We start from the raw sequence: 15,818 nt of genomic DNA, 5'->3' as shown, positions 1-15,818 counted from the left end.
GACTGTTGAATTCACTGTGTGCGGTGTGCCGTGCGTGGGCCTCAACGGCGGTGACACGTTCAAGCAAAGCGAGGCGTTCTCTTTTCAGATTGCCACTGACAACCAGGCGGAGACCGACCGTTACTGGAACGCGCTCGTTGGGAACGGCGGTGCAGAGAGCATGTGCGGCTGGTGCAAGGACAAATGGGGCCTCTCATGGCAGATCACCCCGCGCGCCTTGACCGAAGCGATGGCCAAGGGCGGCGAGGTGGCGAAGCGAGCGTTCGAGGCGATGATGGAGATGCAGAAGATCGACGTCGCCAAGATCGAAGCGGCGGTGCGCGGCGAGGTGTGAGACTGTTTGGATTCAAGATAGTAAACCGTCTTACAGACATTGCGGTCTGTAAGACGGTTTTGTTTTTCGTATATCCCGAGACAACGAAGCCTCCGCTTTTTAATCGTTGAGAACGGATGCGACCGATGCTTCCAGCTGTGCGATGTTGCAGACCGACGAATCGATGACAATGCCATCGGGGCCGATTATTACTAAGTTCGACGCGCCGAAGGCTCCATATTGTTGTAAGAGCCTGAACATACGAGCGTGATCGTGCGCGATTGCGAAATCCACGCTTTGCTCAGCCTGAAAAGCGAGAAGGCCGTTCTTCGTCTCACCAAAATTGGCAACGACCAGCAGGTTCGCTCCACATTCTAGACATTGTTGATGGACGCGCTGTAGAATTGCCGCCTCCGCCTTCGAATTTTCCTGTCGGCATGACCATGATAGGACGAGCACGAGTATCTTGCCGCGATACATGGCCTGCGTGTATGTTTCTCCGTTCAGCCCCGAAATCTCGAAGTCGGGCGCCATTGTCTCCGCGCGGATGAGTTGGGCGCCCGGCTCGGGATAATACCATTGCCGCCAGCCTGCCGGCGGCTCCCATTGGAAGAGTGAGTCGGGAAGGTCAGCATCGACCATCACATTCGTCCACCGTTCGTCCGACTCCATAACAGATTCGTCAACAGATTCGTCTTCCTGACGCCAAATATGGCGGCGTGGTAGATGATCTGTTGCCGATATCCAAAGGCGCGTCGTTGACTGCGAGCTTGTGATGTCAAGGAGATCGCAATGGTGGCCGTCGATATCCTCAGCGCCGGTCCACCGGAATACATCGTCCTTTTTTCGTTGTACGTCCCGCCCTCCATGCAGAGTTCGAATATCGACTGCGGACGAAACCATGCCCAGCGACATAATCATTTCACGATTGGGAGCGGCGAGACCTGTTGGGCTGGGCGCATGGTAATAGACATCATGCTCCATTGTCCGGCTAATCTCGTTAGCCCTGCCATTCGGCCAGTAGCACCAGAAATTATGTCCGTCGGCGACGCACACTGACTGACCATGGGCGATTTCGCCGTCATCTGGATACATAATCCACGATTCGATATGGGCTTGGTAAGGCTTGCGGGCGCGCAGCAACGCTCCTGATCGAAAGGACACCCTTGCGTTGCTGCTGGTCACGCTGTGGATATCGGCTGAGAGCGTCTTTGCGGATCGAATCTGATCCAGCATTTTTTCGTAGAGTTCGGCGCCACGTTCGATGTCCGAACCCGATTTCTCGGCTGACGCAGCCTGTATTGCCAGATGCGTCTTCAGCCGCGTCCAGCTTCCAAACCCGTATTCACGTGCGATTACAAATTGGGCATGAGTGAGGCGCAAGCCCCTTGACGTTTGGCGGGCGTCAGCGCCGTAGACAATGGCGACACGGGCTATGGAGTCTGGATTGCCTTCACGAAAAGAGATCAGGAGGGTTTTGGCCTGGCTGCGAAGATGCTCCAGGTTTGCCTTGGACGGTAGTGAGGATGTGGTCATTACGACCTCCTTTCCATTACGCCTGGCGTCCGCAAGTCACAGGCAGAAAGAAGGTGATGTTCGTTAAAGCTGAAGCAGAGGGCTAAGCCCTTTCCGCGGACCGGGCGCGGCTGCCCCGCACACTCGATTAGTATACTGCTAGTCGTTTTTTTTGTCAATTGGAAGTTAGCTCGAAACCTCAACCACCTCAACCGAGACCACGACGATGAACGGCATGGCTAGTAAGCACGCGTTCGGGGCGAGGATGGAGATGCACAAAATCGACGTTGCCAAGATCGAGGCGGCGGTGCGCGGCGAGGCATAGCGTTTATATCATCTTAACCACATCTCTTTGCCAGGGCGGCGCTGTCGTGGATCGTGATGTAATAACGTCCGTCCACAGAGATCTGCTTCTTTTGTTTCCACGACGAGATCGCATGGTTCACGCTTTCGCGTGATGATCCGACTAATCCTGCGAGGTCGCTCTGCGTAAGACGAAGCGGGATGATTACGCCTTCATTGGACGGGACGCCGTACTCATGGGCGAAGGCGAGCAGCTGACGAGCGACGCGGCCGTCGATGTCGAGCGTCGCCATGGATTGTATTCGGGCATTGGCGAGGCGGACGCGGCGACTGAGAATGCCGACGAGGTTCATCGCCATCAGGGGAATGGTTTCCAGGCAATCGTGGAAGGCGCTGCGGTCGATCCACAATAATTTGCATTCTTCTTGCGTTTCGGCGGTCGCCGAGCGGCTCATGCAATCGATCAGACTCATCTCTCCGACAATTTCCCCCGGCCCCAGCAGCGCCAGGATCGTATCGATTTCATCGCCCAAGACTGAGATTTTGACTGTGCCGGATTGGATAATGTAGGCGACTTCCCCCGGATGATCCTCCAGTATCACCACCGCCTTGGCGGGAAACGTTTTGCGGTGAAGAAGAGTGCAGAGCCGCGTTCGATGAGCGAGGGAAAGACCGGCGAACAGGGCAATTGGCAGAAGTGAGTCTGGCTGGTTTTCGATATTCATCATGGGAGTACCGTCATTGTATCAAGATGAAGGATGCCTGTCAATTCGGGAGCTGCGACGATTTTCGCGGAACGCCGGAGATGTGAATAATATCACATCTCGCGTGTGTCCTCTCGAATAATCGATCGTGGCAAATTGGCGTATAATACCAGTATCTCCCGCGCCGACGTCATTGACGACCCGGCGCTCCCGTTTTGCAAGGATGATAAGACTATGTCGCCTTCCCACCTTCCCTGGAAAGCTTTGCTTCGCGCGATGGCCGCCGCGATGATGCTCTGGGGCTTCCTGATCCAGCCCGCCCATGCGGCGCACAAACGCGCGCTGCTCATCGGCGTCCACCAGTACAGTCATGGGCCGGACGGCGTGTTCAGCGACTTAAACACGGAATCGGATGTGGCGGCGGTCAAGCAGGTGTTGATCGAGCATTTCGGCTTTGCCGACAGCGACATCACCGTACTGACGTCGGGACCGGAAACGACGCGCTCCGCGATTCTGAAAGCAATGCAGGATGTCCTCATAACCCCAACGCAGGCGGGCGATGTTCTATATTTTCATTATTCAGGGCATGGATCGCAGGTTCCCGACCCGGCGGACCCCAGCGGCGTCGATGAAACCCTTGTGCCTTCGGACTGGTCCCAGGACGGCGCGATGGATATTCGCGACAAGGAAATCCGACGGGTAATCGGGCAAATCAAGGACAAGCATCCCGCGAACCTGACGATGTCATTCGACAGCTGTCACTCCGGCACCGTCACACGCGGCGGTCGGATGCTCGTACGCGGCGTCAGCTTCGAAAAACGTTTTGGAAAACCGATGCCCGGCCCGTCAAACAACACAAAGTCCGCCAATCAAACACGCGGCGGCAAGGCGCCCTCAGGAGGAGCGTTCAGCGCGCTTGCGTCCGCCCAGACAGCCGGGGCCACGACAACAGTCGTGATTTCAGCCTGCCGCGACGATCAATCGGCGGTGGAAACTGAAGACGAAAATCATGTACAGATGGGACGCCTCACCTATCTCCTCTGCAGCGCACTGCGCTCCGCCGGCCCAGAGACCACATATCAAGATTTGTTCGAGCGGATCGACAGCCTGATGCGCCAGAAGTTCACGGATACGCGCCAGGATCCGCAGATCGAAGGCGACAGCAATCAGGTGCTGCTCGGCAAGACGGCGATCGTGACGCCGCCATATTTGATGGTGGAGAACAATTTCCTCACCGGAACGCGCCTGGCGGCGGGGACGCTCCAGGGAATGACGCCCGGATCGACGTTCGCCCTTTACCCGGCGGGCGCCCGCGCATTTACGCCGGCGACGCAAATCGCGACCGCAAAGATCGTGACTGCGCGTCTGCTGTCCTCCAAGCTGGAAATCGTCAGCAAGGTCCGTCCCGATATCGATCTGACAGCCGCGCGCGCCATCGAGATCTCCCATCAATACGGCGACGCACGGATTAAAGTCGCCGCGGACAATCTTGGCCCGGCCAACGCCGCTCTGCTCGCGGCCCTGAAAGCCAACGACGGCGTCGCCGTCGTTGGAAAATCGGATTTGCCGGATATCACACTGGCTCGCCAGGAATCCTCGTTTGTTTTGATCCGTGAGGACGGCGGCGCGGAGATCGGCCGCTTTGCCGCCGGAGCCGACCAGATCGAGCAAATGAACGCAGCGCTGAAGCGAGAAATCCAGTGGCGGTTTGTGCGGGCGCTCAGCAACGCGGATCCCAACTCGGCGATCGGCCTGGAGATTCGCATCGTTCCAGCCCGGGTGTCGGGTAACGATGATGAAGGCTACACCTTCCTGGCGGACAAACCGCTCAGCCGAGGCCCGATCACCCTGACGGATGCGGACGCCGCAACGGTCGAAGTGCGCAACATCGGCACGGTGGACGCCTATGTGACGGTGCTGGATGTGCAAAACGACGCCAGCGTCCAGCAGCTATGGCCCACCCCCAACCAAACGGTCAGTGAAAGCCTGATTCCTCACGGCCAGCCCGACCGCTGGCAAAAGCTGATGCAGGACCCTACCCATCCGATGATTGTCCGCTTCGCTGGCAGCCACGGCGCCGAAACATTCAAAGCCATCGCGACGCGCGAAAAAGTCGATTTCAAAACTCTGACCACACGCGACAAGCTCTCGCCGATCGAGCGCATGCTGCGATCCGCCAGCGCCGGTACTCGCGCCCAAGTCTCGGTGACGCCTTCACTCTGGTCCACGGCGGCCATCGCATTCACTGTCGCGCCGCCGGAAGAGGCAAAATAGCCGCATCCAGCGGATGTCAATCATGCGCCGCAAGCGCCAGGGCCGCTCCGAGTTCAGGGAGCGGCCTTTATCACGAAAATCTGGTTATGAAATCTACTCCTTGGCTGCTATCCGTGCTTCCGTTGCTTTACCTCCCCATGCCGCTGAATGCTCAGGGCACGCCTCCCACCGCGCAAGCTGCCTCCTCTGCCGCGGGGAGCGCCGATTGGTCTCAGAAAGGCAGGGACGCGTATGACGCTGGTCATTACCCGGAGGCGATAGAGGCCCTAAAAAAAGCGCTGGAGTACGCCCCGCCCAACAAGGTAGTGGCGATCAGCATCAATCTCTCGCATGTCTTTGTGCAAACCGGAAAGTTTACGGATGCGGCGGCCCTATTGGAAGCCCGGCAAAAATCATTCGTTGGCGCCGAAGATCAACACGACCTCGCAGCGGCGCTTGCGGACACGCAATTCGCATGGGCCAAAAGCTTGAGAAAGAACGCTGACTATGGGCAAGCAGCCATCCATTTGCAAAAAGCGCTGAAGATCGATCAAGTTTACCGGCCAGCGGACGCCGCCCTGGACTTGAATAGTCTGGGAAATCTTTACGCAATGCACTTGCGCCAGCCAGCGAAAGCAATTAACTATTTTCAACAGGGATTGACATATGCGCATCAGGTGCGGGACACACGGATCGAAATGATCCTGCTGGGTAACTTAGCCGCCGTTTACGATCAGACGCGGGATTTTGACAAGGCCATATCGGTGCATCTCAAGGAGCTGGCGCTGGCGCGCAGGGGGGGGGACACATCAGCCCAGATCCATATCCTCAATGAAATGGCGGATAGACTGTTCCTGCGCAGCCATGACGAACAAGCCGCCGCATTGTACGGACAGGAAGCTGAGCTGCAGAAGACCATGGGCGACCTGACCGGCATGGTGGAAACGTTGCGCCGGCTCCAATCTCTGTACTTTCTGGCTGGTCAGTATGGAAAAGCAGCCGAAACGAAGGCGAGGATACTGACCGCCCAGCGCGAGCTGGGAGATACGGCCGGAGCGCGCGAAACATTAAAATTGATCGGTCCGCTTTACGCCAAAGCCGGCCTCTATGAAAAAGCCATCCCAGCTTACGAAGAACTTCTGGCTCAGCAGCGCACCGACAAGGATCAGACTGGCGAGGCGCGGACGCTGATCAACCTTGCCTTAGCCTACAGGAAATTGAGCCAGCCGGAACACGCGGCGGAGCTCCTGAAGCAGTCGTTGGCGATTAACCAAGGATTGAATGATCGCGTCGCGATCGAGCGCGTTTTAGTGGACATGGGCGCCGTTCAAGCATTGGACTTGCATCGGTATGACGCAGGTGTTGCGCTGTACACGCGGGCGCTGACTATGCAGCGCGAGGATCACGATCCGAAGGCGGAAGGAAAAACGCTGAGTAGTATCGGGCTGGCTTATATCCAGTCGGGACAATACACCACAGGACTTGATTATTGCCTGCGAGCGCTCCCGATCCAGCAAGGCGCTCAAGACATGGGAAGCGCGGCGGAAACGCTCAATAACATCGGCTTAGCGAATCTTCAACTCGATCGGCCTGACGCCGCCGCCGCCGCATTTCTCAAAGCCGCCCCATTGATGCGGCAGGCAAAGAACCAACACGGGGAGATGTTCTCCCTAACAGGGGTGGGAAGCGCTTACGCCGCTCGGAGCGAGTATCGCCGCGCTATCCAGGCCGACCGTCTGGCCCTAGCTCTCAGCCGTTCGATGAAAGACCATACAGGCGAAGCGACCATCCTGAACAATATGGCAGATGTTTACCGAAAGCAAAGCCGTTATGGAGAAGCGCTGGACGCCATGAAACAAGTCGTCGCTGTGTTTCATGCCATTGGCGACGCCAAAAATGAGGCGATCACTCAGATCAATCTGGGAGAAGTTTACGCCGAGATGGGTCAGCATGAAAAAGCCATTGACTTCTACACGCGGGCGCTGGCCGTTCAAAAGCGGATCGGCGACCAATCCGGGATGGAGGCGACTCTGGGGAATCTGGGCGCGGCGGCGTCAAATTTGGGGCGAAACGAGGAGGCGGCCGGCGATTTCGCGCAGTCACTCGCCCTGGCGCGAGAACGCGGAGATCGTTCCGGAGAGGCGACCGCGCTGACCAATCTCGGCGTCGTGCGTGATAACCTTGGCCAAACTCAAACCGCTGTGGATTCGTTTCAATTGGCGCTGGCGATTTTCTCCGACATCAAGGATGCTCGGAGCGAAGCGGCGACGCTGAACGATCTCGGAGTGGTCTACCATCAGATGCGCCAAACAACGCAAGCAGCCGACGTTTACATACAAGCGCTGCGGATCCAGCGTCGAATTGGAGACCGGGACGGAGAGGCCGCCACGCTGGCGAATTTGATGGTTCTGTGGCGCTCGGCGCGTCCAGAATCGGCGATCTGGTGCGGCAAGATAGCCGTAAACATTTACCAGGAAATTCGCGGAAGTCTCCAGGCGCGCCGGGACGATCCAACAGGAGAAATGCAAAAAAGCTTCGCCGCCTCCAAGGAAAGCGTTTACCGAGGATTAGCCGATGCGCTCATCACTCAGGGCCGCCTAACCGAAGCCCGTCAGGTACTGCGGATGCTCAAACAAGAAGAGTTTTTCGACTTTCTGAGCCGAGATCCCAAGTCCGCCCCTGGGCTGCCGCAGCGTGTTACCCTCACCGACAATGAAAAAGAGGGAGAGAAACGTTATACCGGCCTCGCGGAGGAAGCGTTGCTTCCGCTGTTATTTGACGAAATGGCGCTCGCTCTGCGCGCGTCCCGAAGCGCAGCGGACTTGATCCCCAGCGACAGCGAAGCGGGCGGCTTATCCACATCGCTCGCCGCCATGGCGCCGGGAACGGTCGCGCTATATACGATTGTGGAGCCGGATAAATATCGCGTCATTATTGTAACCCCTACGTCCCAGCGTGCGGATGAATATCCCATCGCCGCCAAAGATTTATACGGCAAAGTCCTGGCCTTTCGGTCCGCCCTGCAAGACCCGACCCGCGATCCGCGCCCATTGGCGCGGGAACTGTACCAAATCATGCTCGGCCCAATCGCGGCGGACCTCAAAGCCGCGCATGCCACGACCATTCTCTGGTCTCTGGACGACGCGCTGCGCTACCTGCCGTGCGCGGCCCTCCATGACGGGAAGCAGTATTTGGCTGAGCGATACAGCATGAGCATCTTCACACCGGCGGGAGAAAGCCGTTTGACCGCAGGCCCCGCGATGCAATGGCGTGGCTTGGGCCTGGGCGTCTCGCGGGCTTATGAGGATTTCCCGGCCCTCCCCGGCGTCGCCGAGGAATTAGGGAGGATATTGCAGGGACAGACAGGATACACTCAAGGCGTTCTACCGGGAACCGTGCTGATGAACTCACTCTTCACGCGTCAGACACTCACCAATGCGCTGGCGCAAAACCGTGGCCTCCACCCGCGTTACCCAATCGTGCATATCGCCAGTCATTTTAGCCTGAGCAGTCGTGACACCAATTCTTTTCTGCTGCTGGGGGATGGCGAACATTTGAGCGTCGCTCAGATCAAATCGAACCCTTTATTTTTTCAGGGGGTAGATTTGCTTGCCCTTTCGGCCTGTAATACGGCCATTGATGTCAGGAGCAGCACTGGCAAGGAAGTGGAAGGCTTCGGGGCGCTGGCGCAGCGTTTGGGAGCACGGTCGGTGCTGGCGAGCCTGTGGCCGGTAGCGGACGCCAGCACTCCCGTGCTGATGCGTGAGTTTTACCGATTGCGCCGCGCGCACCCCAAACAAAGCAAGGCGTCGGATCTGCGTCAGGCTCAGTTGGAGCTTTTGCGCGGGCAAGTTAATCCGTCGTCGGCGCCGTCAAAGACGAACCGCGCGCAGCGAGCGAAAGTGGCCGGCGCAGCGAACACGGACTTGCCGCCGTTTGTCGCGGACCCGAAGGCGCCCTATTCCCACCCCTACTACTGGGCGCCGTTTGTCCTGATCGGAAACCCGCGATGAAAGTGAGTATTACGGTGCTGCTGAGCGCGAGCGCCCTTCTTCTCGCTTCGGGAACTCAAGCCGCGCCGCCCGAATCCGCAGCGGCGCATCGAGCGAAGGCAGTCGCTCTGGCGGCAAAGAACGATCATAACGGCGCGGTTCAGGAATATCGGCAAGCGCTTGCTCTCGATAACGCCGCTCACAGTCCCGACGCCGCCTTTGATCTCAATTCCATCGGGGAAGAGTTTTACGCTCAGGGCCGATGGCAAGAGGCGCTGGATTACTTTCAGCAGGCGCTCACTCTGGCGCGGGGGACAGGAACCAAGAATGAAGCAGTTGCCTTCAACGACATTGGAATGACGGAGGGCAATCTTGGACGACGCGAGGAAGGTCTCGCCGGTCTGAGACAGTCCCTAAAGATTCTCCGATCACTCGGCGATCGGCAGTCGGAAGCAGGAACTCTCGCAAATATCGGTGACGAATTGCAGGCTCTAGGGCGCCTGAATGACGCGGTTGTGGCTTGGGGCGAAGCGCTGAACACACTCCACGCCATTCCTTCACCCGATGTGGAAGAGGCATTGGCGGGTCATTTCGCCTCGGTTCTGTACGACGCCAAGCAGTATGCTCTCGCCTCCAAATTTTACATCCGCCTGCTGGCTTCCCTGCGAATGCACAGTGACAAAAAAAACGCCGTGATTACGCTGAATAACCTGGGCGCCTGCGCGGAATATCTGCATCAATATTCTCAAGCAGCCACTTTCTATTCTCAGGCGGCAGCGCTCAGTCATATCAATAAAGACGCGGCCGCCGAAGAAAACGCGGTCATGAAACTCGCGTCGGCTTTGTTCTTCGCGAGTCGGTTTCCCGAGGCGGCGGACGCCTACCGCCGACTTCTGGTGTTCCAGCGGGAAGCAGGCGATCGAAAGGCTGAGGCGGAGACGCTGAATACCCTGGGAATCGCCTCCACGCGGCTCGGTCAGTATGACAAAGCATTGGGTTATTATCGGCAGGCGCTCGCCCTGCGCCGCGCGCTGGGCGATCCCGCCGAAATCGCCGCGACGCTTGGAGATACCGGATACGTGTACGATCTCATGGGACGTACGGCTGAGGCTCTGGATCTGTATCAGGAAGCACTCCCACTTTGCCGCCAGGCAGCCAACTTGTCGGTCGAAGCGAACACGTTGTCGAAACAAGGCGAAGCATACGACAACTTAGGGCGATTCGCAGACGCCTTGACGACCTTTGAACAGGCTCTGGCGCTGTACAAAAAAACGGGCGATGCGCGCGGAGAAGCCGCCGCAATGAAGAGCATCGGCGGTGTCTACTATGAATTCGGCAAGTATCGAAAGGCGCTTGAATTCCTAGAACCCGCCCTGGCCCGCCAGATAGAAATCGGCGACCGGGGAGGAATGGCCGCCACGCTTGGCGATATGGGTTCTGCCTACAACAGGCTCGGAGACTCCGATCGCGCCCTGAAGTTACATCAGCAGGCCCTGCGCCTGCGCCGCGACCTCGGCGACCGGGCGGGCGAAGCCAATACGTTAAACAGCATCGCCATCGTTTATGGCTCCCTGAGCCGACACAGGGAAGCCATTACGATCTACAAGCAGGCGCTGCCTCTTCTGCGTCAACTCGGCGCATCGCGAGAAGAAGCGGGCGCGCTCAACGGCCTCGGGATCGAATATGACAAATTAAGCCAGTACGACACAGCGCTCGCATATTTCCATCAGGCGTTCATCCTGCGGCGGAAAACAGGCGATCGCGCAGGCGAGGCAGCCACGCTGAACAGCATCGGCGTGACGTACGACAATTTGAGCCGTTTCGACGAGGCCATCGGCATTTATCAACGCGCGCTCATTTTACGCCGGGCCGTGGGCGATAAGGACAGCGAAGCGGAAACCATCAACAATATCGCGGCGGCCTATTGCAGCTTGAGCCAGTATGCGCGCGCTCTGGATTTCTACGGGCAGTCACTGCGGCTGCGACGGCAGGTCGGCAACACCGCAGGAGAGGCGACGGCGCTCAACAATGTGGGCGTCACCTACGGTTATCTGAGCCAGAACGACAAGGCGCTGGACAGTTTCCAGCAGGCGCTTGTGCTTCGCCGTCAGGTTGGTGACCAAGGCGGCGAAGCCGACACTTTGGGCAATATCGGGTACACATACAACGCCCAGGAACTTCCTGCCAGCGCACTGGAATATCAGCACCAGGCGCTGTTGCTTTACCGCCGAATTGGGGATATCAGCGGTGAAGCCATGACGCTCGGCAACATTGGCGCTGCGGACATCGCGCTTGGCCGATACGATCAAGCGTTGACCGCCTTCGGGCAGGCGCTGATCTTGCACCATCAGATTGGTGGGCTGAGCGGCGAAGCGAACGCACTGAGCAATTTAGGAGTCACCTACAACAAGATAAATAAGCCAATCGTCGCGCTCGCCTATCTTCAGCGAGCCCTCCCGCTGCGCCGGGAGGTCGGCGACCGCGCCGGAGAAGCGGTGACATTGTATGATCTTATGGTTAACCGCGAGCAAACCCAGCCTCGCCTCGCGATATTCTATGGCAAGCAATCAATCAATGTCTATCAAAGTATCCGAAAAAGCATCAGTGCGCTGGATAAAGAAAGTCGGCAAACCTACCTAGCGTCGGTAGGCGCCGCTTATCGAGGCCTTGCGGAGCTTCTCATTTCTCAGAAAAGGCTTCCGGAAGCCCAGCAAGTTCTCAGGCTCCTCAAAGAACAGGAATTCTTCGATTTTCTCGGACGTGGTCAGGATCAGAATGCGCCGCCCCTAGGAAACGTGGGCCTGACACACCGTGAGAAGCTATGGATAGAGAATGACGATCAAATAAGCAACGTTTTGATTGTGTTAGGTCAGCAGCGCCAGTCGCTGCTGCGAAATAAAATACAAACCGCTCAGCAGCGGAAACTACTTATCAGCATCGACAGGCGCATAGCCGCCGCTGCCGCCAAGCAATCGCTCATGCAGCGTCAAATCGCCAGAGAGTTTAGCGACACTGTGTCACTCACAGATTCGCATTCACTCCCAGTAACGGCTCCTAGTCTTCCGCACGCTCCATATCAACAATCGGTGTCCATCTATACCATCGTCGCCCCCGACAAACTTTTGCTGATTGTCACGACAAGAGCTGGGCAAAAATCCCACGAGGTCCCGATCAAAGCAAGTGATCTTTATCGTAAAGTCCTCTCCCTTCGCAACGCGCTTCAGGACCCTTCACACGATCCGCGCCCACTGGCGCAGGAACTCTACAAAATCATATTAGGCCCCATTGAAGCCGACCTGAAAGCCACACACGCCACCACCCTGCTCTGGTCGCTCGACGACGCCTTGCGATACCTGCCCATCTCCGCGCTTTACGATGGAAAACAATACATGGTCGAGCGCTACGACAACTGCGTACTGACGCTTGCCGGACCTAGCCCAGCAGCGCGGACGGCGCCGCCGCCGTGGACGGGCCTTGGGCTAGGCGTCTCGCAGGAGCATCCCGGCTTCGATCCACTGCCCGGCGTCCGTGACGAGCTCGCCGGCATCTTCGGCCCGGTTGTGCCCGGTCAAACCCTGCTCGACGCCATGTTCACCCAGGCCACATTCCTGGCGGGGCTCAAGCGTCGTAACCATCCACTCGTCCATATCGCCAGTCACTTCGCCCTCAGCGGCAGAGACACCGAATCGTTTCTGCTGCTCGGCGACGGCGCGCATCTGACCATGGCCCAGATGAAGACCGACCCTCATGTCTTCGCCGGCGTGGATTTGCTCACGCTGTCGGCCTGCAACACGGCTATGGAAGTGCGCAGTGCGGGCGGCAAGGAAGTGGAAGGCTTCGGAGCGCTGGCGCAGCGTTTGGGAGCGCGTTCGGTGCTGGCGAGCCTGTGGCCGGTGGCGGACGCCAGCACTCCCGTGCTGATGCGTGAGTTCTACCGATTGCGCCGCGCGCACCCCAAACAAAGCAAGGCATCGGATCTGCGTCAGGCTCAGCTGGAGCTTCTGCGCGGGCAAGTCACGCCGTCAGCGGCGCCGTCAGAGACGAACCGCGCGCAGCGAGCGAAAGTCGCTGGCGCGGCAAACACCAGCTTGCCGCCGTTTGTCGCGGATTCCAATGCCCCCTACTCCCACCCTTACTACTGGGCGCCGTTTGTTTTGATCGGTAATCCTGAGTAATCGGTTTTCGCCGCAGCAGAGTACAGCAACAAAAAATCGCTCCGAGCGGCAATGCTCGGAGCGAATGGAGAAATCAGCGGCGTTAACGGAGGATCGGTTAGCCTTCCTCAATCGCCTTTAACTTCTTCTGAAGCTTCTGCTGATTCACATGCGCAAAGCACAATTCGTACGTCAGGTTCTCGCTGTTGAGGGTGGATTCCCAGAGGCTCGACTGATACCACACGTTATTTTTATCATCCACGCCGACGCGGCCGATGTCGGTTTGATAATCGAAACTCGTGATTACCCCCATCGCTTCCGGAGAAACCTTTTTGTCTTTGCTTCCTTCCTGAATCAATGCGGAGAACGTTATCACCTTGAGCGTATTTTCCTTGCCCATTGCGGACTCGCCGATAACAATGTTGGTTGGGCCGGTGTCATCGACGGAAAACGCAACGACGAATGAGCCGTCATCATAGGCCTTATACGGCATGCCCAGATCCTTCACCATCTGCTCGAGTTTCGGCGCCGGCTTCTCGGCTTCGGCGAGAGATCCTTTTGGGCGCAGGGCGAAAGCGCCCATCAGCGTGGCGGCGATCAGCACGCCGCCGATTACTGGAAACAATTTCTTAAATTTCTGCATTCTAAACTACCCTTCTATTCGAGACAAAGAAAACGTGCCGACTAATTGTGACTCTTGCGCGGTATTTGAACGATGACCATTTCCTGCACCTTGCCGCCCCGGATGAGCACGGCGAGGCCGAGGTTTCGATAAAACCGGTAGTCTTTATCTGGGTCGACGATTTGAGTGAATTCGTAATCTTCCTTGATGGAACTCTGCAGCTCGTCCTTGGTCATTCCAATATGAAGCGCGGTCGATGGCGCGCCTAAGCCGGAACCCCGCACATTCAAAGTAGGAGCATTCGGCCCGGAGAGCCGGATGCCGAGGACAATATCGGTCCCGATCACCTCAACTCCATACTTTGGATAGCTCCAAAGTTCCAGATTCGTATCCGGCACGAGCGGAATGGGCGTCGCGTCGCCAAGCATCGTTACCACGCTCGCAATCGGGCTTGAAACAATCAGCACATTGCCAGGCGTCACTTCGAGCGAATCGAGTGGACGAAGCTGCAAGTTTGAGACCGCCTGGAAATCCGATTCCGTTTTCGCCGTCGCGCCGGAACTTTTGCACAACGTGGTGTAACGGTCATAGGCAATCGGCCACCAAGCGGACGCGGAGCTCGCGGATTGCAGGTACTTGGATATTTCGGCAATCGCTTCCGTTTGATCCGATGGCGCCGTGGACTTCGCCAGGAGCAGAGCACGATTGTACAGCACGGCGTCGTTTAATGTCGATGACGCCGTCCGCTCCGGACTGGCGAGAGCCGTCATGATCTTGGCGCCGCGATCGATTTGTATTCGCCCGTTTTCCGGCTGTCCCATGGCGATTTCGGTGACGCCGGCGTTTACCATCACCACGGCTTTGGTATAGGTATCGAGAGTTGTGTCGTTCGCGGCAAGCTCCGCTGCTTGTTTGAACAGAGCCGACGCCTCGCGAAGATATTTCCCATTGGGAGAAACGAGGTAGGCGAGAGCAAGATTCGCCTTACCCAGCGTCAGGTTGGGCTTCAAGGCCAGCGCCTGTTTGAGCGCGACAACCGCTGCTTCCCAGTACTTCGGATTCTTGTCGCGGATCTGCGCTTCCAGCGATTTCGGCCGCTGGTAGAAGCCGCCGACGACGATCTGGCCCATTCCCATTTTGCGAATCTCGGACGTATTCAGTCCATCGCAATATTGCATCAAACGGGCGTACCCCAGGTTAGACCACGCTTCTTCGCATTTCGGAAAGTTCCGCGTGACTTGGTCGAAACACCGGGCGGCGGAATCATACTGCTCCGTAGTGAGGAAGTATCTGCCGTTGTCGAAGGCGCTCATGGACCGCCACAGGTTCTTCTGTTCCTTATCCAGCGCGGCGATACGATCCTTCCACGACGGGTGATCGAAACCGCTCCCCTCGAAACTGCTGTATTCCAAGCCTTGCCGGATAAATTCGCGCGGCCCTAAAAGGGCGCTCCGGAAGGAAAAGCCGCCGGCCATGGCGAGCTTCATTCCCAAAGCATCGGCGTCGTACTCCTGCTGGCGAGTAAACGTGCTTGTGAGGAATCCGGTTTTATCCCGCTCCGGGTTGGCGGTGACATGGTGCAGAAGGACGTGACCGATTTCATGGCCCATGATAAAGGCCAGGGCGTCGTCATTATCCTTGATAATATCCTTCAAGAGCGACGGCGAGACATACATGTAGCTGATGGTCTTGCCCGTGGCTTCATCCTTGCCGTCCAGCAGCGCGCATGCGTTGTCCTCACCAGCTTCAACCGTCAGCTTGACGATTGGAGGCCAAGTGTACTCGGCGGGATGATCTTTCACGGAGGCGAAAACACGAGCCCCGACCGCAGCGACGCGGTCCTGCTGATCCTGCGAAACTTCGGCGTCCGCGCGGGCGACGGTTCCCGCGTAAAGAGAGAGTCCGGCGGCGATCAACAGAACTGTGAGAAGGCGCCGGGGATTGCAACGTGCCATGGATTAA

General features: G+C 57.7%; 8 protein-coding genes. 4 read left to right on the top strand and 4 right to left on the bottom strand.

What is annotated here, in order from left to right:
• Window positions 1-334 (top strand): VOC family protein (locus ABIZ35_RS27840; RefSeq protein ID WP_348223210.1); only part of this gene is annotated, 334 nt, incomplete at its 5' end.
• Between the two features lie 99 nt (window positions 335-433).
• Here the strand turns inward: ABIZ35_RS27840 and ABIZ35_RS27835 are convergent.
• Both ABIZ35_RS27835 and ABIZ35_RS27830 read right to left on the bottom strand, forming a co-directional pair.
• On the bottom strand, window positions 434-1,849 hold the full coding sequence (locus ABIZ35_RS27835; RefSeq protein WP_348223209.1) for a DUF2092 domain-containing protein: 1,416 nt from the start codon (window positions 1,847-1,849) through the stop codon (window positions 434-436).
• Between the two features lie 317 nt (window positions 1,850-2,166).
• Window positions 2,167-2,859 (bottom strand): Crp/Fnr family transcriptional regulator, encoded by a 693-nt coding sequence (locus tag ABIZ35_RS27830; RefSeq protein ID WP_348223208.1) that lies wholly within the window; start codon window positions 2,857-2,859, stop codon window positions 2,167-2,169.
• Between the two features lie 210 nt (window positions 2,860-3,069).
• Here ABIZ35_RS27830 and ABIZ35_RS27825 point away from each other — a divergent pair, with 210 nt between their 5' ends.
• From ABIZ35_RS27825 to ABIZ35_RS27815, 3 genes are all read left to right on the top strand, one after another.
• Window positions 3,070-5,109, top strand: coding sequence for a caspase family protein (locus ABIZ35_RS27825; RefSeq protein ID WP_348223207.1), 2,040 nt, complete (start codon window positions 3,070-3,072; stop codon window positions 5,107-5,109).
• 86 nt (window positions 5,110-5,195) lie between these two features.
• On the top strand, window positions 5,196-9,101 hold the full coding sequence (locus tag ABIZ35_RS27820; protein ID WP_348223206.1) for a tetratricopeptide repeat protein: 3,906 nt from the start codon (window positions 5,196-5,198) through the stop codon (window positions 9,099-9,101).
• Window positions 9,098-13,255 (top strand): tetratricopeptide repeat protein, encoded by a 4,158-nt coding sequence (locus ABIZ35_RS27815; RefSeq protein ID WP_348223205.1) that lies wholly within the window; start codon window positions 9,098-9,100, stop codon window positions 13,253-13,255. Before ABIZ35_RS27820 ends, ABIZ35_RS27815 begins: the two co-directional genes overlap by 4 nt.
• Before the next feature lie 97 nt (window positions 13,256-13,352).
• On the opposite strand, the gene ABIZ35_RS27810 is transcribed toward ABIZ35_RS27815, so the two are convergent.
• Complete coding sequence (locus ABIZ35_RS27810; protein WP_348223204.1) at window positions 13,353-13,838, bottom strand: hypothetical protein; 486 nt, start codon at window positions 13,836-13,838, stop codon at window positions 13,353-13,355.
• A gap of 80 nt (window positions 13,839-13,918) precedes the next feature.
• Window positions 13,919-15,811: a M48 family metallopeptidase gene (locus tag ABIZ35_RS27805; RefSeq protein ID WP_348223203.1), complete on the bottom strand. Its 1,893-nt coding sequence runs from the start codon at window positions 15,809-15,811 to the stop codon at window positions 13,919-13,921.
• Window positions 15,812-15,818 lie beyond the last annotated feature (7 nt).

The sequence above is a fragment of the Capsulimonas sp. genome (assembly GCF_039929585.1).
GTDB lineage: Bacteria > Armatimonadota > Armatimonadia > Armatimonadales > Capsulimonadaceae > Capsulimonas.
The sequence above is the reverse complement of the archived record's forward strand: the minus strand, read 5'-3'. Positions and strand labels throughout refer to the sequence as shown.